21 protein-coding genes are annotated in these 21,176 nt (G+C 63.3%); 1 reads left to right on the forward strand and 20 read right to left on the reverse strand.

The window, feature by feature from the left end; genetic code table 11:
• Nucleotides 1-18: 18 nt before the first annotated feature.
• The 14 genes from L6637_RS07635 to L6637_RS07700 all read right to left on the reverse strand — a co-directional run bounded on the left by L6637_RS07635 (nucleotide 19) and on the right by L6637_RS07700 (nucleotide 14,243).
• Complete coding sequence (locus tag L6637_RS07635) at nucleotides 19-1,665, reverse strand: FGGY-family carbohydrate kinase (protein ID WP_237859159.1); 1,647 nt, start codon at nucleotides 1,663-1,665, stop codon at nucleotides 19-21.
• Between the two features lie 39 nt (nucleotides 1,666-1,704).
• Nucleotides 1,705-2,478 carry an SDR family NAD(P)-dependent oxidoreductase gene (locus tag L6637_RS07640; RefSeq protein WP_237859160.1) on the reverse strand — a complete coding sequence of 258 codons (774 nt, stop codon included), beginning with the start codon at nucleotides 2,476-2,478 and terminating at the stop codon, nucleotides 1,705-1,707.
• Nucleotides 2,479-2,498: 20 nt separating this feature from the next.
• Nucleotides 2,499-3,506 (reverse strand): ABC transporter ATP-binding protein, encoded by a 1,008-nt coding sequence (locus L6637_RS07645; protein WP_237869835.1) that lies wholly within the window; start codon nucleotides 3,504-3,506, stop codon nucleotides 2,499-2,501.
• 15 nt (nucleotides 3,507-3,521) lie between these two features.
• Nucleotides 3,522-4,352 carry a carbohydrate ABC transporter permease gene (locus L6637_RS07650; protein WP_237859162.1) on the reverse strand — a complete coding sequence of 277 codons (831 nt, stop codon included), beginning with the start codon at nucleotides 4,350-4,352 and terminating at the stop codon, nucleotides 3,522-3,524.
• A 4-nt stretch (nucleotides 4,353-4,356) separates the two neighbouring features.
• Nucleotides 4,357-5,229, reverse strand: a complete 873-nt coding sequence (locus L6637_RS07655) for a carbohydrate ABC transporter permease (protein WP_237869837.1) — start codon at nucleotides 5,227-5,229, stop codon at nucleotides 4,357-4,359.
• A 149-nt stretch (nucleotides 5,230-5,378) separates the two neighbouring features.
• On the reverse strand, nucleotides 5,379-6,632 hold the full coding sequence (locus L6637_RS07660; protein WP_237859450.1) for an ABC transporter substrate-binding protein: 1,254 nt from the start codon (nucleotides 6,630-6,632) through the stop codon (nucleotides 5,379-5,381).
• Nucleotides 6,633-6,956: 324 nt separating this feature from the next.
• Nucleotides 6,957-7,907 (reverse strand): sugar-binding transcriptional regulator, encoded by a 951-nt coding sequence (locus L6637_RS07665; protein ID WP_237869839.1) that lies wholly within the window; start codon nucleotides 7,905-7,907, stop codon nucleotides 6,957-6,959.
• Nucleotides 7,908-7,922: 15 nt separating this feature from the next.
• Complete coding sequence (locus tag L6637_RS07670) at nucleotides 7,923-8,576, reverse strand: HAD family hydrolase (RefSeq protein ID WP_237859166.1); 654 nt, start codon at nucleotides 8,574-8,576, stop codon at nucleotides 7,923-7,925.
• A gap of 80 nt (nucleotides 8,577-8,656) precedes the next feature.
• Nucleotides 8,657-10,576 (reverse strand): nitric oxide reductase activation protein NorD, encoded by a 1,920-nt coding sequence (locus tag L6637_RS07675; protein ID WP_237869841.1) that lies wholly within the window; start codon nucleotides 10,574-10,576, stop codon nucleotides 8,657-8,659.
• Nucleotides 10,577-10,579: 3 nt separating this feature from the next.
• Nucleotides 10,580-11,389, reverse strand: coding sequence for a CbbQ/NirQ/NorQ/GpvN family protein (locus L6637_RS07680; protein WP_237859168.1), 810 nt, complete (start codon nucleotides 11,387-11,389; stop codon nucleotides 10,580-10,582).
• 63 nt (nucleotides 11,390-11,452) lie between these two features.
• Nucleotides 11,453-12,799 (reverse strand): cbb3-type cytochrome c oxidase subunit I, encoded by a 1,347-nt coding sequence (locus L6637_RS07685; RefSeq protein ID WP_237859169.1) that lies wholly within the window; start codon nucleotides 12,797-12,799, stop codon nucleotides 11,453-11,455.
• 38 nt (nucleotides 12,800-12,837) lie between these two features.
• Nucleotides 12,838-13,290: a c-type cytochrome gene (locus L6637_RS07690; protein ID WP_237869843.1), complete on the reverse strand. Its 453-nt coding sequence runs from the start codon at nucleotides 13,288-13,290 to the stop codon at nucleotides 12,838-12,840.
• 114 nt (nucleotides 13,291-13,404) lie between these two features.
• Complete coding sequence (locus tag L6637_RS07695; RefSeq protein ID WP_237859452.1) at nucleotides 13,405-13,665, reverse strand: cytochrome C oxidase subunit IV family protein; 261 nt, start codon at nucleotides 13,663-13,665, stop codon at nucleotides 13,405-13,407.
• Nucleotides 13,665-14,243, reverse strand: coding sequence for a cytochrome c oxidase subunit 3 family protein (locus tag L6637_RS07700; RefSeq protein ID WP_237869845.1), 579 nt, complete (start codon nucleotides 14,241-14,243; stop codon nucleotides 13,665-13,667). Before L6637_RS07700 ends, L6637_RS07695 begins: the two co-directional genes overlap by 1 nt.
• A 173-nt stretch (nucleotides 14,244-14,416) precedes the next feature.
• On the opposite strand from L6637_RS07700, the gene L6637_RS07705 reads away from it, so the two are divergent.
• On the forward strand, nucleotides 14,417-14,572 hold the full coding sequence (locus L6637_RS07705; protein ID WP_237859173.1) for a hypothetical protein: 156 nt from the start codon (nucleotides 14,417-14,419) through the stop codon (nucleotides 14,570-14,572).
• Here L6637_RS07705 and L6637_RS07710 read toward each other — a convergent pair.
• The 6 genes from L6637_RS07710 to L6637_RS07735 form a co-directional block, all read right to left on the reverse strand.
• The gene (locus L6637_RS07710; protein WP_237869847.1) at nucleotides 14,498-14,917 is read right to left on the reverse strand and encodes a sensor histidine kinase; all 420 of its coding nucleotides are present in this window, start codon (nucleotides 14,915-14,917) and stop codon (nucleotides 14,498-14,500) included. The two genes, L6637_RS07705 and L6637_RS07710, sit on opposite strands and share 75 nt — an antisense overlap.
• 328 nt (nucleotides 14,918-15,245) lie before the next feature.
• On the reverse strand, nucleotides 15,246-16,436 hold the full coding sequence (gene mmsB / locus L6637_RS07715; protein WP_237859178.1) for a multiple monosaccharide ABC transporter permease: 1,191 nt from the start codon (nucleotides 16,434-16,436) through the stop codon (nucleotides 15,246-15,248).
• Entirely contained in the window at nucleotides 16,433-18,010 is a 1,578-nt protein-coding gene (gene mmsA, locus L6637_RS07720) for a multiple monosaccharide ABC transporter ATP-binding protein (RefSeq protein ID WP_237859455.1), read from the reverse strand. The genes mmsB and mmsA overlap by 4 nt, the downstream gene beginning before the upstream one ends.
• A gap of 63 nt (nucleotides 18,011-18,073) precedes the next feature.
• On the reverse strand, nucleotides 18,074-19,147 hold the full coding sequence (gene chvE, locus L6637_RS07725) for a multiple monosaccharide ABC transporter substrate-binding protein (protein ID WP_271605027.1): 1,074 nt from the start codon (nucleotides 19,145-19,147) through the stop codon (nucleotides 18,074-18,076).
• Between the two features lie 74 nt (nucleotides 19,148-19,221).
• The gene (locus L6637_RS07730) at nucleotides 19,222-20,100 is read right to left on the reverse strand and encodes an SMP-30/gluconolactonase/LRE family protein (RefSeq protein ID WP_237859458.1); all 879 of its coding nucleotides are present in this window, start codon (nucleotides 20,098-20,100) and stop codon (nucleotides 19,222-19,224) included.
• Nucleotides 20,100-21,176, reverse strand: coding sequence for an aldose epimerase family protein (locus L6637_RS07735; protein ID WP_237869849.1), 1,077 nt, complete (start codon nucleotides 21,174-21,176; stop codon nucleotides 20,100-20,102). The genes L6637_RS07730 and L6637_RS07735 overlap by 1 nt, the downstream gene beginning before the upstream one ends.

Below are 21,176 nucleotides of genomic sequence, written 5' to 3' on the forward strand. Positions count from 1 at the left end.
GTCTCTCAACGCGTCCTTCTAACTTCTGGCGATGTCGCGCATCACCGCCCGGCTGCCGCGATCGACCTCGCGCAGCAGCTTGTACACTTCACGCTTCCTGATGTGAAATGCGGCCATGTCGGGCGCAGTCGGTTCGCTCTTACGTCCCAGCGCCGACATCTTTGCCATGGTCTCGCCAATCGAGGCATAGGCGCCGCCGGCGACTGCACCGAGCATCGCGGCGCCCAAGAGCACCGGCTCCCTGGTTTGCGGCAACGCGACGGTGAGGCCAGTGGTATCAGCCATGATCTGCCGCACCAATGGGCTGCGGCTAGCGCCGCCGCCCATGATCATGATGCCGGCATGAACGCCATGCGCGGCAAAGGCTTCGATCACCTCGGCGAGCCCATAAGCGAGTCCGCACAGGCCGGCGACGAATAACCGCTCCATCGAGCCGACATCGGTGTCGAGATCGAGGCCGGCGATCACGGCGCGTGTATCGGGATCGGCGTAAGGCGAGCGGTTACCGATAAATTCGGGGAGCACGTGAACGTCGCGGGCGAGCAGCGCTGCGCGGCTGGCATCGCCGGCGCGCGCGATGATGCGGCGCTCGAGGAACTCGATGAGGTCAACGCCCTCGCTGCGCGCCGCCACACTCGCCTCGGCGTGGCCTGGATGCGATTTGAGCAGATGGTCGATCGCCGCGCCCGCGGCCGATTGGCCGCCCTCGTTGAGCCAGAAGTTCGGCACCATGCCGGAGTAGTAGGGACCCCAGACGCCAGGGACGAAGCACGGCTCCTTCGTCGTCGCCATGATGCAGGCCGACGTTCCCATGATGTAGGCCATGCGATCGGTGACGTCAGTCGTTCCGCCCGGTCCGTCGCGTCCGCCAATCGCGCCGATGCCGCCGGCATGGGCGTCGATCAGGGAGGCGCCGACCGGAATCCCCGGTGGCAGGCCGAGATCGGCGGCAGCCGCGCGGGTGAGGCCGGCGCCGAGCCGCGTGCCGGGGGCGACGATCTCGGTGCCGATGCGGGCGTATCTTTCGTTAACGAAGTCGGAGAGGCCGATACGCTTGAAGAACGGCGCGCTCCAGCCGCCGCCGTCATGCGCGAGATAGTTCCATTTGCAGGTGACGGTGCAGGTCGAGCGCTGGAGCGATCCGGTCGCGCGCCAAGTCAGATAGTCTGCCAGATCGAAGAAATGCCCGGCGGCATCGAAGCTCGCGCGCAGATGACGCTTGAGCCACAACAGCTTAGGCATTTCCATCTCGGGTGAGATGGAGCCGCCCACGTAACGCAGCACATCATCGGCGGTCTGGTTGATAAGACGCGCTTCGGCGACGGCACGATGATCCATCCAGACAATGACGTTACGCTGCTTTTCGCCGGAGGCACTGACCGTGACCGGCTCGCCCTCGCGGTCGAGCACCACCAGGGAACAGGTCGCGTCGAAACCGATACCGCCGACACTGTCGGGTGCGATGGCCGCCTCCGCCATCGCCGCCCGCACAGATTTGACACAGGCCTCCCAGATGTCCTGAGACGACTGCTCGACGATGTCGCCGGCCTCATGCCAGATCCGAATCGGGTGCTTGGCGGTCGCAAGCAGCGTTCCCGCCTCGTCAAACACCCCTGCCCGCGTGCTCGTGGTCCCTACATCGACGCCGATATACGCTCGCGGCATTGTCGCTCCCGGTGGCTTCCGTCAGTTTTGACGGCAAGCCTACCAGCAAGTGTAGCCGCCATCCACCAGCACGATGCTGCCGGTCATCAGGCTCGCGGCCTCGGATGCCAGGAACAGGACGACCGAGGCGATCTCCTCGACCTGCCCCATCCGCGCCATCGGGGTTCCACCGATCCAGGCGTCGTACATTTTCGGGGTGCTCTTCACGAAGGCGTTGAGCGGCGTGTCAATGTAGGTCGGCGCGACCGCATTGACGCGGATGCCGCGCGCGCCCCATTCAGCGGCCAGCGACTTGGTCAGATGGTGCACGCCGGCCTTGGAGGCATTGTAGAAGCACTGCTCCTGCGGCTTGTTGACGATGAAGCCGGACATCGATCCGACATTGACGATGGCGCCGCGCTTGACCTTGAGCATGTGCTTGCCGAACTCGCGGCAGCACCAGAAGGTGCCGTTAAGGTTGACGTCGATGACGTTGAGCCAGTGCTCGTCGGTCACGGTCTCGGCCGGGGTTTCGCTACGCGCAATGCCGGCGTTGTTGACGAGGACGTCGACCTTGCCGTGCCGGGCGACGAGATCGTTCGCCACCTCCGCGACGCGCTTGGTATCGGTGACGTCCATGATGGCGGTCTCGACGTCAAAACCCTTCGCCTTCAGGCTGGCCCTGGCGTCGCCAGCGACCTTGCTATCGCGGTCGCCGATGATCACCTTGGCGCCGGCCTCGGCCAGCGCTTCCGCGCAGGCGAGCCCAATGCCCTGCCCTCCGCCGGTGATGAACGCGGTCTTGCCGCTCAGCTTGAATTTTTCCAGGTACATGGTCGTATTCCCGTTTCTTGTCAGTTCCTGATCGCATTGTCGCTCGCGTCGAAGCGGTGGATGCGCGCGGGGTCCGGCACCAGCGACACGCGGTCGCCGGCATGCAGGCTCAATTCGCCGATGTAGCGCGCGGTCAGCATCCCGAGCGGCCCGGCATCGACATAAAGAAATGTGTCGCTGCCGAGGTGCTCGGCGACCGCGATCGTGCCCTGCCAGCCGCCACCGCCGTCGCGCTCGATCTTGAGATGCTCCGGCCGTACGCCGATCGTAGCGGCGCCCCTCTGCGCGGCACTGTCGCCGGTGACAAAATTCATCTTGGGCGAGCCGATGAAGCCGGCAACGAAAAGATTGGCAGGCCGCTCATAGAGCTCCAGCGGCGAGCCATATTGCTCGATCTTGCCGGCGTTGAGCACGACGATCTTGTCGGCCATGGTCATCGCCTCGACCTGGTCGTGCGTCACGTAGATCGCCGTGGTGCCGAGCTGCTTCTGCAGCCGCGTCACCTCGATGCGCATCTGCACGCGCAGCGCGGCGTCGAGATTGGAGAGCGGCTCGTCGAACAGGAACCCCTTGGGCTCGCGGACGATGGCGCGTCCGATCGCAACGCGCTGGCGCTGGCCGCCGGAAAGCTCGCGCGGCTTGCGGTCAAGATAAGGCGTCAGGTTCAGCGTCGCAGCGGCCGCCTCGACCTTGCGGTTGATCTCGTCCTTGCGCAAACCTGCCATCTTCAGGCCGAAGCCGATATTGCCGCGCACGCTCATGTGCGGATAGAGCGCGTAGGACTGGAACACCATCGACAGCCCGCGCTTGGCCGGCGGCGTGTCGACGACGTTCTTGCCGTCAATCAGGATGGCGCCGCCGGTGACGTCCTCGAGGCCGGCGATCAGCCGCAGCAGCGTGGTCTTGCCACAGCCGGATGGGCCGACGAAGACGACGAAGGAGCCGTCGGCGATGTCGAGATCGGCGCCCTTGATGATATGCACGGGGCCGAAGGATTTCTGCACGCCCTGAAGTGTGATCTGACCCATGATCCGGCAGCCCCTTTATTTCACCGCGCCGAAGGTGAGCCCGCGCACGAGCTGCTTCTGGCTGAACCAACCGAGGACGAGAATGGGCGCGATCGCCAGCGTCGAGGCCGCCGACAGCTTTGCCCAGAACAATCCTTCCGGACTTGAATAGGAGGCAATGAACACCGTCAGCGGTGCGGCCTCCGAAGTGGACAGGTTGAGCGTCCAGAACGCTTCGTTCCAGGCCAGGATAAGATTGAGTAGCATGGTCGAGGCCAACCCCGGGATCGCCATCGGCGTCAGCACGTAGATGAGCTCGCGGCCGATCGTAGCGCCGTCCATGCGCGCGGCTTCCAGGATGTCGCGCGGGATTTCCTTGAAATAGGTGAACAGCATCCAGATCACGATCGGCAAATTGCCGAGGCAGAGGATGAAGACGAGGCCGATGCGGGAATCGAGCAAGCCAAAGGTCTTGTAGATCAGGTAGATCGGCACCAGCACGCCGACCGGCGGCATCATCTTGGTCGAAAGCATCCAGAGCAGGATGTCCTTGGTACGCTTGGTCGGCGAGAACGCCATCGACCAGGCAGCGGGGACTGCGATCAGGAGCGCAATCAGCGTCGAGCCGCCGGCGATGATGATCGAGTTCATCGCATGGTGGAAATAGTCGCTGCGCTCCTGCACGGTCGCATAGTTTTCCGTGGTCCAATGGAAGAACAGGAAGGATGGCGGGATCGCGAAGGCTTCCAGCTCGGTCTTGAAGCTCGCCAGCACCATCCACAAGATCGGGAAGAAGATCAGAAAGCCGAAGAACCACGCCCCGATCGTCGAGATCACCACCCGCTGCGTTGTTGACTTGCGCGCCATGATTTCAGGCTTCCAGGTTGCGGCCGACGATGCGGACCAGGAAGAAGGCGACGATATTGGCGATGACCACCGCGACGAGGCCGCCCGCCGAGGCGCTGCCGACGTCGAACTGGATCAGCGCCTGCGAATAGATCAGGAAGGCGATATTGGTGGTTTGCAGGCCCGGTCCGCCGCCGGTGGTGACGAAGATTTCGGCAAACACCGTCAGTAGGAAGATGGTCTCGATCAGGATCACCACGGTGATCGGGCGGGCCAGATGCGGCAACGTGATGTAGATGAAGGTCGAGATGGCGCTGGCACCATCCATCTCGGCCGCTTCCTTCTGCTCTTCGTCGAGCGATTGCAGCGCGGTCAGCAGAATCAGCGTCGCAAACGGCAGCCATTGCCAAGCCACGATCAGGATCACCGAGAACAGCGGCACGTCGTTGAACCAGTCAACCGGCATCAGCCCGACCAGTTTTGCGAGCCAGGCGAACAGGCCGGAGACCGGATGCATCAACAGGTTCTTCCAGACCAGCGCGCTCACCGTCGGCATCACGAAGAACGGCGCGATCACCATCAGGCGCACGAAGTTGCGACCGACCACAGGCTGGTCCATCAGCAGCGCCAGGGGAATCCCGAGCAGGATCGTCAGCGCCAGCACCGAGCCGACCAGCACCAGCGTGTTCTGGAGCGAGGCGAGAAAGGCCGGATCGGTGAGGAAGTAGCGGAAGTTTTCAAGCCCGACGAACGATTCCGAACCGGGATCGAGCAGGCTGTAATGCAGCGTCGAGAAATAGATCGTCAGCGCGAGCGGAACGATCATCCAGATGAAGAGCAGTCCGACGGCCGGGGTCAGGAGCGATCGCGCAAGAAACTGCGTCTGCCGGGTTGCCATCCTCGGGATCTCCCTCAGAGCGCTTTCGAGCGAAGTGGCGGCGGCTTCGCGGAAAGAAAACGCGTCAAAATAAAACTTCGGGAAGAAGGCGGCCATCCATCGCGCAAGGAGTGGATGGCCGCAAGTTTGAGCTCAGGGAGAGCTCGGGTTCACTTGATGTAACCGGCGCGCTTCATCTCGCGCTCGGTGGCAGATTGGGCCGCAGCCAACGCCGCGTCGACCGTCATCGATCCCGCAAGCGCAGCCGAGAACTGCTGCCCGACTTGCGTGCCGATGCCCTGGAATTCGGGGATCGCGGCATATTGCACGCCGACATAGGGCACCGGCTTCACGGTCGGCTTGTTCGGGTCGGCAGCGTCGATCGAGGCCAGGGTCATCTTGGCGAAGGGCGCCGCCTTCACATACTCGGGGTTCTGGTAGAGCGAGGTACGCGTACCCGGCGGCACGTTGGCCCAGCCCTCCTTCGAGGCCACGAGCTTGGTGTAGTCCTTGCTCGTTGCCCAGGCGATGAACTTCTCGGCGGCGTCGGCCTTCTTGGAGCCTGCGGGAATAGCCAGACTCCAAGCCCACAGCCAATTGGCGTTCTTGCCGAGCCCGGTGTTGGGCGCCAGCGCAAAGCCGACCTTGTCCGCAACCTTCGAGTCCTTCGGGTTGGTGACGAAGGACGCCGCGACCGTCGCGTCGATCCACATGCCGCACTTGCCGGCGTTGAACAGCGCGAGGTTCTCGTTAAAACCGTTCGAACTCGCGCCGGGAGGGCCGGCGTCCTTCATCAGATTGACGTAGGTCGTGAGCGTGGTCTTCCATTCCGGCGTGTTGAACTGCGGCTCCCATTTCTCGTCGAACCAGCGCGCGCCATATGAATTGGCCATTGCCGAGAGGAACGCCATGTTCTCGCCCCAGCCGGCCTTGCCGCGCAGGCAGATGCCGTAGACACCACCGTTCTTGTCGGTGAGCTTCTTGGCGGCATCGATGATGAAATCCCAGGTCGGCTTTTCCGGCATCTTCAGGCCGGCCTTGTCGAAAAGATCGGTGCGGTACATCACCATCGAGCTCTCGCCGTAGAATGGCGCGGCATAGAGCTTGCCGTCGACGGAGACCGCGTCCCTGATCTTGGGCAGGAGGTCGGCAACGTCATAATCGGCGCCGAGATTGGCGAGCGGCACCAGCCAGCCCTTCTTGGCCCAGATCGGCACCTCGTAGGTGCCTATGGTCAGCACGTCGAATTGGCCGCCCTTGGTGGCGATATCGGTGGTGACCCGCTGGCGCAGCACGTTCTCCTCCAGCGTCACCCATTTCACTGAGATATCAGGGTTTGCCTTGGTGAATTCACCGGTCAGCCCCTGCATGCGGATCATGTCGCCATTGTTGACGGTGGCGATCGTCAGGGTCGTTTCGGCCATCGCAGGGACGGCAAGCAGTACGGACGCGCCGCAGACGGCGCCCAGAAATCGTTTCACGGTGTCCTCCCTCAACTCGCGTGTTGAGCATATGCCCACGCGTTGGGCGTATGTTCGGCTGAGGTGCCGCGCTTGTCAAGCAGGCCCGCGGGCGTTTTGGCAACTTATGAGTGTTGCGGTGCGACAAACCTTCCCCATCATGCCCCGCGAAAGCGGGGCATCCAGTACTCCGTCAATCGGCTGGTTTGCCTTAAGGGGGGCCGCGGCGTACTGGATCGTCCGCTTTCGCGGACGATGACAGCGGCGCAAGTAGCGAGATCGGGCGCCCTACCGCTCCAGAATCGCCCTTGCGGTGGCCTCGTCCGTGATCAGGCCGTTGATCAGGCGCCCGTTCAGCGCCGCTGCGATCGCGGACACTTTGGCCGCACCGACCGCCGCTCCGATGGTCGTGGTCTTCGCCGGCACCTCCGGCGGGATACTGGTGAGGCGCTTGTTGGTGCCGGCCTTGAGCAGGCGGCCCTTGGAATCATAGGCCCAGCCGGTGATCTCGCCGATCGCGCCCTGCCGCATCATCTCGAACAATTCATCGCGCGTGACGAAACCATCGACATGGACCTGAGCCTTCTGGTCCATCTGGCCGATACCGACGAGACGCAGATCCGCCTTGGCGGCGACCGCCTTGACCTTCGCGATCGGCTCGATGCGAACCATCTTATTGCGCTCGTCCTCCGACGACATCAGGAACGGCAGCGGCATCGGATAGTGCCGTGCGCCGGTGCGGTCGGCGAGCCGGCCGACGGTGTCGTAGAAGCTCGCCGAGCCGTCGGCGGAGATGTTGCCGACCAGCGAAACAATCTGGTGGTTGGGCCGGTCGATCGGGGTGACGCGCTCGACCGCGGCGCGCACTGCCCGCCCCGTGCCGAGCGCAACGATCACGGGCGTCTCCGAGCGCAGCGTCGCATCGAGCAGATTGGCACAACGCTCGGCAATGCCGGCGTTGGACTGCGGCGCGGCTAGATCTGTAGGCACGACCTCGCAGTGGCCGAGATCAAAGCGCTCCTTCAGGCGCGCCGCCAGCTCCATGCAGGCCGCGATCGGATGTTCGAGCCGGAAGGTAATCAGACGCTCGGCGAGGCACAGCGAGACCAGCCGCTGCGCCGAGGCGCGCGACACCTGAAGCATCTTTGCGATCTCGTCCTGGGTGTGGCCGGCAATGAAATAGAGCCAGCCGGCGCGCGCGGCGTCGTCGAGCCTGGATTTTTCGTTCTCGGCGGCCATGCGGCCTCACGCCCCCTAGAAATCGCTCATCTGCGCGAAGACCCGATCGGCCCCGGCGGCGGACAATATAGCGCGACCGTCGCGGCTCCGATAATGGGCACCGCCGACAAATCCCCAGACCATCATCCCGGCTGCCTTGGCGGCCTGGACGCCGCTGACACTGTCCTCGATTACCAGCGTGCGAGAAGGGCTGGCCTGCATCTTGCCCGCCGCATGGAGAAAGAGATCCGGAGCCGGCTTGCCGTGCCTGACCATCTGCGCGGTGTACAGCCGGTCACTGAAATGCGGCGCGAGACCGGTAACATCCAGCGACAGCGAGACCCGGTCGAGGTCGCTCGACGAAGCGACACAGCTTGGCGTCTTCAATTCGGACAGCACTGTGCCGACGCCGGGGATCGGCTGCAGTGCCTCGGCAAACGTCTCAAGCACGCGCGCCTTCAGTCGGAGGAGGAATTCGCTGGGCAGAACTTGGCCGAGGTCGCGATAATGCTGCTCGATCGCCCTCGTGCTGCGTCCGAGAAAGAGCTGGAGCGCCTGCTCCACACTGAGCTGAAGGCCGAACTCCGCCAGCACCTCGGACAGGCAGCGACAGCTCAGCAGCTCACTGTCGACGAGCACGCCGTCGCAATCGAAGATGATCAGATCGGGTTTTGGGCGGCCCAGGTCCATCCGGTCATTCGATCATATACCCAATAGATGAGCAATAGTTCACAGAGGGAACATGATGCCTCGATGGTTGTCCTGCGACCTCAGGACACCACCTGCCGGTAGATTGCCGGCAGCGCGGCGGGCAGCCGCCTGATGTTGCCGACGATGGCGTAGCCGCCACGGCCGAACAGCGTCGGGAAATAAGATTGTGCCGTGGCATCCACCGTCACGCCGAAAACAGAGCTGCCAAGCCGGCGCGCTTCCTGCACGGATTTGCGGGTATCCTCGAGCGCAAAGCGCCCCTCATAGTGGTCGACGTCGTTCGGCTTGCCGTCGGTGAGGACGAGCAGCAACTTCTTGCGCTGCGGCTGACGGGCTAACTCGGCCGAGGCATGGCGCACCGCGGCGCCGATCCGGGTGTAATAGCCGGGCTTCAGTGCGCCGATGCGGCGCTCCACTGTCCCGCTCATCGGCTCGCCAAAGGCCTTGACCGTCTCGAGCCGCACCCAATTGCGACGGCGCGAAGTGAAGGTGAGAATGCTGTGGTGGTCGCCGCAGGCCGACAGCCCATGGGCGAGCACCAGGAGTGCCTCCTTCTCAACGTCGAGCACGCGGTACCCGTCGACCCAGGCATCCGTCGATAGCGAGACGTCGACGAGCAGCGTAACGGCGAGATCATGGCCCTGCGGTCGCATCGCCATGTGGACGCGATCCATACCACCATTGCTGCTGCCCGCACGCAGGTCGCACCGCGCGCGCACGAGCGCATCGAGATCGAGGTCGTATCCGTCGGTCTGGGCGCGCAACAATTCATGACGCGGCCGCAACACTTCGAAATGGCGACGCACCTGGCGGACGCGCCGGCGCATGGCATCATCCGGCGCCCAGCTTTCGCCTTGCTCGGAGGCCGTCCCCGCGAGCACGCGGCAATGATCGGGCAGATAGGATCCGCTGCGATAATCCCATTCGGGATAGGTCAAGTCAGCGCTCAATGGCAACGCATCAAGCGCTTCCGGCGGCAGGTCGAGATCGAATTTGAAGCGGCTTGCCGGCTTGCCGCTGCGGCGGCTGAGCATGATTTCCTCGAGGTCGTCGGCAGCCTTTTGCGCGTCCTCGTCGTCGTTATCGTCGTCCGGACGGTCGACGTTGACCATCTCGGCCATCGCCAGGATCTTCTCGAAGCGGTTGAGCACGAAGGGATCGCGGCGGGTGGTATTGTCCTCGCGTTCGCGCACGGCAAAGCGCCTGCGATTGTCCTGGGTTGCGGCCTCCGAGGCAGCTGCGCACTCGTCGTCTCCGGAATGCACGGGCGAGAGCTCGCGCGTCCAGCAATCGCCCCAGAGCGGACACGGCAGAATTGAACGATAGCCCGGCGGCGCTTTGTCCGGCAGCGGGCCAGTTCCCATCATCGCCGGCCACAATCTGCCTGCGGGTGCCTTTCCGGCCCCGAGCAGGGCCAGCACGATCTGCTCGACCTCCTGCTCGACGCGCGGCAGGGGGCGCTTCGGCCGGGCAGCCGCGGTTGCCGCGGCGAGTTGCGCATAGTCGGCGATGAGCCCGGGAAATTGCGTGAGCACCCAGACAGCCGTCTCGCTCGCCCGACGCAGCACCAGAAGATCCCGCCGCAGCAGATCGTCCTCCGCAATCACCTCGACCGGCGCGGCGGCGAACCATACAGCGAGCCAGCGATAGAGCACGGCGTTCAGCGCGCGGTCGGCAAAGATCGCGATGCGATCGGGCAGGAAGATGGTTGCGGCGTCGCGGCCCGGCTGCTCCAGACGCTCATCGCCGAGGCCGATGCGTTGCCGCCAGCCGAGCCGATGCCCGGACTTGCGCGCACCGGCGCTCGCGATCTGCACGCCCGTTTCTCCGCCGAGCGCGCGGAACATGACCGCGATCCGGCCCCTCACCTCGCTGAGCGAGACCGCATCATCATCGTGGACTGGATAGCTTGCGGTGCCGCCGACCATCCGGTGCCAGGCACGGCCGACCGTCTCCTCCAGTTCGAGGAAGTCGAGCATGAGTCACCCGATCACGGCACGCGCGACGTCCAGCAGTGCCGCCTTGACGTCGGCGTCATCGGTCAAAGGCTCGATCATGCCGGCAAGGACCGCGTCGGCGACCGGCGTGCCTGCGGCGATCAGGGTCGCGCAATAGATAACGAGCCGGGTCGAGACGCCCTCTTCCAGATCATGGCCCTTGAGCGCACGCAGCCGCCCGGCCAGCGTGACCAATGGCCGTATGCGATCCAGCGGCAGCCCGCTCTCGGCGGAGACCACGGCAATCTCCTGCTCGGCCGGCAGGAAGCCGAACTCGATGGCGACGAAGCGCTGCCGCGTCGACGGCTTCAGCGCCTTGAGCAAGGTCTGATAGCCGGGATTGTAGGAGACCACGAGCATGAAGCTTTTGGAGGCCGCAAGCTCCTCGCCGGTGCGCTCCAGCGGCAGGATGCGCCGGTCGTCAGTCAGCGGATGCAGCACCACGGTGACATCCTTGCGCGCTTCAACGACTTCGTCGAGATAGCAGATGCCGCCCTCGCGCACCGCGCGCGTCAGCGGACCGTCGGTCCACACGGTGTCGCCGCCCTTCAGCAGATAGCGCCCGGTGAGATCGGCAGCGGTGAGATCGTCGTGGCAGGCGACGGTGTGCAGCGGCAGCCCGAGGCGCGCTGCCATGTGCGCGACGAAGCGCGTCTTGCCGCAGCCGGTCGGCCCCTTCAACAGTACCGGAAGCTGATTTCGCCAGGCATGCTCGAACAATGCACATTCGTTGCCGCTGGCGACATAGGCCGGGAGCACGGGGACCGAGCTTACGGTGTGAAGGGCAGGTTTCATGACGTCTCTCCGGGCTTTCCAGGAAGTGGGCGGCCGCGGCGAACTGCGGCCGCCGTTTCTCGTTTATTCAGCCGGTTGCAGCGCAGCCGGAATGACCGCCCGCTTCTCGCGACCGGGCACCAGCACCGCCCAGACGAACATCAGCGCGGAGATGGCGACGAACACACCGGAGCCGAGCCGGACCCAGTAGAACATCGCGAGCTGGTCCTGCACGTCCATGTAGCTCTGGCCGAGCACCCGCTGCAGATGAACCTGGACCACGCCGGCGAAGGTCAGCGCAAAGGTCATCACCATCATGGCCGTGCACATGATCCAGAAGCTCGTCATGGACAGCCACTGGTTATAGGGCGCACGTCCCTTGATCTGCGGGATCGCGTAGGCCATCACCGACAGGTTCAGCATCACATAGGCGCCGAAGAAGGCGAGATGGCCGTGCGCAGCGGTCACCTGCGTACCATGGGTGTAGTAGTTCACCGAGGACAGCGTGTGCAGGAAGCCCCAGACGCCTGCGCCCAGGAACGCCATCACCGAACAGCCGACCGACCACAACAGCGCAGCGCGGTTCGGATGCTTGCGGCCGGCCTTCCAGGTCATCTGCACCGTGAAGATCACCATGGTGAAGAACGGTGCGACCTCGAGCGTCGAGAACAGCGAGCCGATCCACTGCCAGTAGCCAGGGGCGCCGATCCAATAGAAGTGGTGGCCGGTGCCAAGGATGCCGGAGAACAGCGCAAGGCCGATGATGACATAGAGCCACTTCTCCACGACCTCGCGATCGATGCCGTTCAGCTTGATCATCAGATAAGCGAGGACGGAGGCCATGATCAACTCCCAGACGCCCTCCACCCAGAGATGGACGACGTACCACCAGTACATCTTGTCGACCGCGAGATTGGCCGGGTTGTAGAAGGCGAACAGGAAGAAGATCGCGACCCCCCACAGGCCGAACAGCAGGATGTTGGTCACCGTGGTCTTGCGGCCCTTGAGCGCCGTCATGGTCACGTTGAACAGGAACATCAGGCAGACCACGACGATGCCGACCTTGATGATGAAGGGCTGTTCGAGGAATTCGCGGCCCTCATGATAGTGGAAGAGATAACCGACAACCGCCACGCCTGCGGCGCCGAAGAACATCCAGAACTGGATCTTCGCCAGCAGCGGGCTGTACAGCTCGGTCTCGGTCTCCTCCGGCAGCAGATAGTAGGTCGCGCCCATGAAGCCGATCAACGACCACACGATCAGCGCGTTGGTGTGGATCATCCTGACGATGTTGAACGGCAGCAGCACCGACAGCGTATTGGGCAGGACATAGATCGTCCCGGCGAGCAGGCCGAACAGCACCTGGGCCATGAACAGGGTCAGCGCGCCGTAGAAATACAGCATCGCGACTTTCTGGGTCTGATATTTCATCTCGGGTTCTCTCTGTCTTGAAAGAAGAAGCAGCGCGCTCAGCCGGCCTGGTTCGGCGGCCAGCTCTGACGCTTGATCGTCGAGGTCCATTGCAGGAAGTCGGCGAGATCGTTGAGCTCCTGGTCGGTGAGATTGAACTGCGGCATTTGCCGCCGCCCCGGCGCGCCCGAGGGCTGCGACTGCATCCAGGCCTTCAGCGTCTCGCGGGCGGCGGCCGGATCCTCCTTGCCGCCCCAACGATCCCAGACGTTGCCGACTTCAGGAGCGAAATAGGCACCCTCGCCCAGCAGCGTGTGGCAGTTGATGCAGGAATTGCGCTCCCAGACGTGCTTGCCGCGGGCGACCGACGCCGTCAGCGTCGTCGCGTCCGTAGAGGTCGTGGTCATGTAGTAATGGCTGTGCGCCGTCAGTCCGATGAAGATGGCGAAGAAAAAGGCCGAGCCGCCGTAAAAGACGTTTCGAGCGGCCGACTTGGTCAGGCGTTCAGCCATTGCCAATCCTTTCCGTTTGAGTCCTGAAGAAATGCGATCGTGTGATTTATTGCCAATTGCCACCGATCGCTCTTTGACGAAGAGCAAGTAGCGCGTCGATGCGCGGCATCGCGGTCAAACCAGGGCGACGATCGCGGATGCGAGCCAGGCGAACAGCACGACGATGAGGACCCAGGCGCTGACGAGACCGCGCCAGAGCGCCGGCGCAGCTCGAAGATCGAAGAAGTCGAGCACGATACGGCGTCCCTTGAGCGCAGCGAAGATCAGCAGAAGGGCATTGCCGAGCAGCGGGCGTGCGACGAGCGGCGGAACCAGAAGGGTTGCAAGCGCGAGGCCGAGCAGCACAATCCAGGCGATGTCGATGCGATCCGGAATCACTGCTGCACCAGATAGATGATCGGGAACATGACGATCCACAGCAGATCGACCATGTGCCAGAAGGCGGCTCCCGTCTCTACGCCGGTCACGCTGGCGCTCCGGGAAACCAAGGCCAGAATCACGATGCCGAGGCAGACATGCATGAGATGGAAGCCGGTCAGGAGAAAATACAGCGTGAAGAACGGGCTGGTCTCCAGACCATTTCCGAGCACGATCTCGCCGGCATATTCGAACAGCTTGGTCGCGATGAAGAAAGCGCCAAGCGCCATGGCTGCGAACAGCCAACCGCGCGCAGCCTGCCTGCGGGAAGCGCGCGCGGCGGCCGTGGCACGCGCTGCGGCCCAGCCGCTGGTCACCAGAACCAGCGTATTGAGCCCGGCGAGATGGGAATCAAGAGTGGCCTGCCCCGCCGCAAACATCGCGGGATGGATCGCCCGGGCGACCACGAAGGCGCCGAGAAACAAGCCGAAGGCGGCGAGCTCGCTGAAGATCAACACCCAAATCATGGGATCCCCGGGAAGACCTTCCAGGATGCCCCAGCCGGTCTCTCCTTGCTCGCAATCCGTCGTCGACATCTGATTTCCGCATCAAGACGCCGAATCGATATCTCACCGGCGCGGGTCCGACTTTGTCGCCGCACAAACAGTGCAACCAGCCGGAGCCGCGTTTGCGCTACCGCAACGTTGCGCGGGTCCCTCCATAATATCGTGAATCGATATGACGGCTCCGAACAACGGCTGATGATGACATGAGTGAAGCACAACTCGGACTGGTGACCGCGACGCCGATCATCATCGTCTTTGCCATCGCGCTGCGGCGCATGGGGGTGCTATCGACCGTTGCGACCATATCGGCGGTGAGCCTTTCCGTCGCGATCGCGACAGTGCTGTTCACGACACAATAATCCGGACGCCGCGGATCGGGGGGCGCGATCAGCTCGCCCGGGATCGCCGATCGGGCGCCGTTTCGGCAGGACTAACTGAAACCGCGAGCCTTCACCGGGCTTGCTTTCGAGTCGGAGCTGTCCGCCCAATCGATCCACGACGATGCTGTGCACGATGTGCAGGCCAAGGCCACTCGCGCCGTCATGCCGGCGCGTGGTAAAGAAGGGATCGAAGGCCCGCCGGTCCACGTCGGGCGCCATGCCACAACCGTCGTCGGCGAACAGCAGCTCGATATGTCCATGGCCTGCTGCGCGGAGCGAGACATCGATCTTCCCTGTTCCGCCACCAGAGAAGGCATGCGTCATCGTGTTAATGGCTCTGGCGTGAATCGCCTCGCTCAAAACAGAACAAAGGCGCCGATCAACAAACCTGCAGCGAAGGAGCAGAGCCCTAAGGTGCAGACGGAAACGATGCGCAAGAGGATGCGAAGCCGCCCCTCAAATTCATCGTCTGTCATCTCGTGGATATGAGCCGCCACTGGTGCTGCCCTGCCCGTGCCCTGCTCGGCACCCCCCGGATTTAGACTCCAAATCATGGTCATCGCGAGGCACTGGTTCTAATCGCGACGCCGTGATCGAAATTGACGAAAATTGTAGCGGCGCCGGAGCCTCCCCCCGCGAGGTGATTTTGCGCCTACCGCCGCTGGTTATAGACGTCGATGCACACGGCTCCGAGCAGCACCAGGCCCTTGATGACCTGCTGGTAGTCGATGCCGATGCCGAGGATGGACATGCCATTGTTCATCACGCCCATGATCATGGCGCCGACCACGGCACCGCCGACACGGCCGACGCCGCCATAGGCCGAAGCGCCACCGATGAAGCAAGCGGCGATGACGTCGAGCTCGAAGCCGAGGCCGGCCTTCGGGGTCGCGGTGTTGAGGCGCGCAGCGAAGACGAGACCGGCGAGCGCGGCGAGCACGCCCATGTTGACGAAGGTGAAGAACGTCAGCCGCTCGGTCTTGATGCCCGACAGGCCTGCCGCCTTCGCATTGCCACCCACGGCATAGATCTGGCGGCCAATCACGGTACGGCGGGTGACGAAACCATAGAGCGCGATCAGGACGCTCATGATCACGAGCACGTTGGGCAGGCCGCGATAGGTCGCGATCAAATAGGTGAAATAAAGCACGGCACAGGCGAGCACGACACTCTTGCCGAGGAAGAACGCGTAGGGCTCAACCTCGATGCCATGCGACACCTCGCGCGCGCGGCTCTTGGCGCTGGCGTAGACCAGACCGAGTGCCAGCACCGCACCGATCAGCATCGAGGTGGGATGCAGCGTGCCGGCCTCCGGCAGCACCTCCGGAATGAAGCCCGACGACAGCTTTTGGAAGGTCGACGGGAACGGCCCGAGCGACTGGCCCTGCAACACGGCAAGCGCGAGGCCCTTGAACACCAGCATGCCCGCCAGGGTCACGATGAAGGATGGGATCTTGAAATAGGCGACCCAATAGCCCTGCGCCGCGCCGATAGCCGCCCCGACCGCGAGACAGATAAGGAAGGCGAGCGTGTAGTCGACCTTGTATGTCACCATCAGAAGAGCGGCGACCGCACCGACGAAGCCCGCGACCGATCCGACCGAGAGGTCGATATGGCCGGTGACGATCACCAGCAGCATGCCCAACGCCATGATGACGATGTAGCTGTTCTGGAGCACCAGGTTCGTCAGGTTCAACGGCTGCAACAGCGTGCCGCTGGTCATGACCTGGAAGAACAGCATGATCGCAATCAGCGACATCAGCATGCCGTAGTTGCGCAAATTGTTTTTGATGAAGCTGCCGTGCCGGCGCTCCTCAGGCAGCGACACCGTCTTGTCGGTCATAGCTGCGATCCTCCCATCTCAGCGGCCTTGGCCGCGCCGTTTCCGTTGCTTCGTTCGTTGCGCATGATAGCGCGCATGATGCTTTCTTGTGTCGCCTCAGCGCCCGGGAACTCGCCGACGAAGGCGCCGTCGTTCATGACGCAGATACGGTCGCAGATGCCGAGTAGCTCGGGCATCTCCGAAGAGATCACCACGACGCCGCGGCCGGCCTCCGCCAGTTCGTTGATAATACAGTAAATCTCGTATTTGGCACCGACGTCGATGCCCCTTGTCGGCTCGTCCAGGATTAGCACCTTTGGGTCGGTCATCAGCCATTTCGACAGGACGACCTTCTGCTGGTTCCCGCCGGAAAGCTGGCCGGTCTCCTGGTAGACGTCGGAGCAGCGAATCCGCATCCGGTTGCGGTAGTCGCTGGCGACCTTCAGCTCGGCGATGTCGTCGATCACCCGCCCGGGCGCGACCTGGTCCAGGCTTGCCAGTGTAATGTTCTTGCGGACGTCGTCGGCCAGGATCAGGCCGAGCTGCTTGCGGTCCTCGGTGACATAGGCAAGGCCGGCGTCGATCGCGGCGGCGACGCTCGGCAGCACGATCTCATGACCCTCAAGGGCAATGCGGCCGCTGATATTGGTACCCCAGGAGCGACCGAACAGGCTCATGGCGAACTCGGTGCGACCGGCCCCCATCAGCCCGGCGATGCCGACGACCTCGCCGCGCTTGACGCCGAAGTTGACGTTCTTGATCACCTGCCGTTCCGGATGGATGGGGTGATAGACTGACCAGTTCGAAACCTGGAGCACGGGCTCGCCGATCTTGGCGCTGCGCTCGGGGAAACGATGGGCAAGGTCACGGTTGACCATGCTGCGGATGATGCGGTCTTCCTGGATCGGCTCGGCGCGGCAGTCGATACCGTCGACGGTGCGTCCGTCGCGCAGCACGGTGATGTGGTCGGCGACGCGAGCGACCTCATTGAGCTTGTGCGAGATCAGGATAGAGCCGATGCCCTGATCGCGGAACTTCATCAGGCGCTCGAGCAGTGCCGCGCTATCGGCTTCGTTCAGGCTCGCGGTCGGCTCGTCCAGGATCAGCATCCTGACGCGCTTGGACAACGCCTTGGCAATCTCGACCAGCTGCTGCTTGCCGACGCCGAGATCGGTGATCAGCGTATCCGGCGATTCCTTCAGGCCGACCTGCGCGAGCAGCTCGCGCGTGCGCCGGTAGACCTCGTCGCGATCGATCACGCCGAATTTTGACGGCGGATGCGAGAGAAAAATATTCTCCGCGATCGACATCAGCGGAATCAGCGCCAATTCCTGATGGATGATGATGATCCCGAGCGCCTCGGAATCGTTGATGTCGCGGAACCGGCGCTCCTCGCCCTCGAAGACAATGGTGCCTTCGTAGCTGCCCGCCGGATAAACCCCGCTCAGCACCTTCATCAAGGTTGATTTGCCGGCGCCATTCTCGCCGACGAGGGCATGGATCTGCCCGGCTTCGACCGAGAAATTGACGTCACGCAGCGCCTGCACACCGGCAAAGCTCTTGCTGACGTTGCGCATTTCCAGCATGGCGGTCATCGCATTGCGTCCCATCCGTTACGTCCCTCCCCCCGCGAACGGGGAGAGGGAAACTTGAGAGTCTTACTGGAACTGCGACTTCTTGTAGTAGCCGCTGTCAATCAGGGTCTTCTCCCAATTGTCCTTATACACCACGACCGGCTTCAGCAGATAGGAGGGTACGGTCTTGGCGCCGTTCTCGTAGGTCTTGGTGTCGTTGACCGTGACCTGCTTGCCGGCCAGCGCGGCATCGACCATGTCGGCGGTCACCTTGGCGAGATCGCGGGTGTCCTTGAAGATGGTCGAATACTGGTCGCCCCGCAGCATCGCCTTGATCGACGGCACTTCGGCGTCCTGTCCCGAGATGATCGGCATCGGCTGGTCGGCGCTACCATAGCCTACGCCCTTCAGCGAGGAGATGATACCGATGGAGATGCCGTCATAGGGCGACAGCACCGCATTGACCTTCTTGTTGCCGTAGTAGGCGCTGAGCAGATTGTCCATGCGGGCCTGGGCGGTGGCACCGTCCCAGCGCAGGGTTGCAACCTTGTCCATGCCCATTTGACCGGAGGCGACGACCAGCTTGCCGCTGTCGATATACGGCTTCAGCACGCTCATCGCGCCGTTGTAGAAGAAGAAGGCGTTGTTGTCGTCGGGCGAGCCGCCGAATAGCTCGATGTTGAACGGACCCTTGCCTTCCTTCAGGCCAAGCCCCTTCTCGATCGATTGCGCCTGGAGCACGCCGACCTGGAAATTGTCGAAAGTCGCGTAATAGTCAACGTTCGGCGTACCGCGGATCAGGCGGTCATAGGCGATCACGGTGATGCCTTTCGCCTTGGCCTGCTTGAGCACGTCGGACAGCGTGGTGCCGTCGATCGCGGCGATCACCAGCGCGTTAGCTCCCTTCGTCACCATGTTCTCGACCTGCGAGAGCTGGTTCGGAATATCGTCCTCGGCATATTGCAGGTCGGTGTTGTAGCCACGCTCCTTCAGCACCTTCACCATGTTGTCGCCGTCTGCAATCCAGCGCGCCGAGGATTTCGTCGGCATGGCGATACCAACGGTCTTCTTGTCCTGTGCGGAGGCGGTGAGACCTGTAACCATCGTGGCGGCGCCGGCCAGTGCTATCGCAAGAAATGTCGTCTTCAATTTCAACATGCTTCACTCCCTTTGGGTGTCAGACTGTTTGTTAGTGTCGTGCAGTACATCGGTAAAGGTCGGTTTCGGGTCTCCTATGCGAGCTTGACGTCGGGCTCCGCGCGACCGCGCGCGGATGCTTGTAACACAAAAGTGCAGCCGGCCTGTGGGTCGGCGGCGCGCGCCTCTGCGTCCATGTCCTGCCAGGCCGAAGTGACCAGCAGGCGCGATAGATCAGGACCGACGAAAGCAGGGCAGCTTGCCTGCTTGGCCGGCACATGCAGCGAGCGCACGCGCTCGCCTTGCGGAGAATAGACATCGACGCGACTGGCGCCCCAACAGGCATTCCAGATCTGTCCATCCGCATCGCACACCGAGCCGTCAAGGCCGCCGACGCCGGAGTGGCGCAGCAACACCTCAGGCTCGCCGCGCGGCAAGCCCGTGTCGGGATTGAGCGGCACCGCATAGAGCACGGCGCGCGCGGTGTCGGTGAAATATCCCATGGCGCCATCCGGCGAGAAGCAGATCGAGTTCGGGATGCTGATGCCCGGAAACAGCGTCGAGATCTTGCCGCGGTGGAGCGCATAGATCGCCCCCAGACCTCGTTCGGCATTGCGTCCCATCGTCCCGATCCAGAACGTGCCGGATTGATGCACCCGGCAATCATTGGAGCGTGTCGCGGGATTGTCCGGTTCGAGCGGGCAGAACAACGTCATGGCGCCATCGGCGAGTGTGCGGATGTAACAGCCATCCTCCGCGACAACGAGCTGGCGCTCGGCATCGATCCGCCCCAGCGCGCTCGCCATCCGGCCCAGCGCGTGGATTCGGATCGCGCCGCTGCCGAGGTGAGCCTCGAAGAGCTTCCCCTCGCGAATGTCAAACCACCAGGCGGTGTCGGTGGCCGCGTCATAGGTCGGGCCTTCACCGAGATGACACTGCTCGCCGGAGAGAACGGTCGTCGGCACCTCTTCCATCATGGCGCCCCCACCGCGAAGCGATAGACGGTGTGATGTCGATAGACGCTGCCGGGATCGAGGCGCGGGCTCGGAAAATCCGGCCGGTTCGGCGAGTCGGGCCACATATGCGGCTCCAGGCACAACGCGTCCGATTGCCGGATCAGCTTGCCGCCCTTGCCCGAGATCGTGCCGTCGAGATAGTTGCCGGAATAGACTTGCAGGCCGGGCTGGTCGGTGAACAGCTCCATGATCCGTCCTGAAAGCGGCGCTTCCAGCCGGGCAGCAAGCGCGAGCTTGCCGTCGCGCGCGAGGCAATAAGTGTGATCGTAGCCCCTGCCGTTCTGCAATTGCTGATCGCCTTCGCGGATGCGCGCACCGACGGCGTGAGCCTCGCGGAAATCAAAGGGCGTGCCGGCCACGCTGCGCGGCGGCTCCGGCAGCGGGATGGCGGTGGGATCGATAGCGAGGAAGTGGTCGGCATTGACCGTTAGCTTGTGATCCAGAGTGGACGCACCCGAGGTCGCGCCTTCCAGATTGAAGAAGCTGTGATTGGTGAGGTTCACGATTGTCGACCGGTCGGTTCGTGCCTCCATGATCAGCGACAGCTCGGTCGGGCCTGTGACGCGATAGGTCAGGCGCACATCGAGTTTGCCGGGGTACTTCTCCTCGCCATGCGGACTCGTATAGGTCAGCGTGACCGCAGGGCTGGCGCCGTCGTCGATCTCAGCAATGTCCCAGAGCTTGCGGTCGAAACCATCGAGGCCGCCATGCAACGCATTGGGGCCGTTGTTGACGGGAAGCTGGAAGGCCTCGCCGTCCAACGAAAACCGGCCGTTGGCGATGCGGTTGGCGTAGCGGCCCACGGTGGCGCCAAAGAACTTCCGTTCGGCGAGATAGCCGGCAAAGGTGTCATGGCCGAGCACGATGTCGTCGGTGCCGCCTTTGGCATCCGGTGCGATCAGCGTCTGGATCACGGCGCCATGGGTGATGATGCGGACCTCAAACCCGCCCTCCCCACGCAGCACGACACGCTCGACACTGCGTCCATCCGGCAGTGTTCCGAACACGTCCTTCGCTATTTTCGCACCAGCCAT

The sequence above is a fragment of the Bradyrhizobium zhengyangense genome (assembly GCF_022012435.1).
In the GTDB taxonomy this organism is placed as follows: domain Bacteria; phylum Pseudomonadota; class Alphaproteobacteria; order Rhizobiales; family Xanthobacteraceae; genus Bradyrhizobium; species Bradyrhizobium zhengyangense.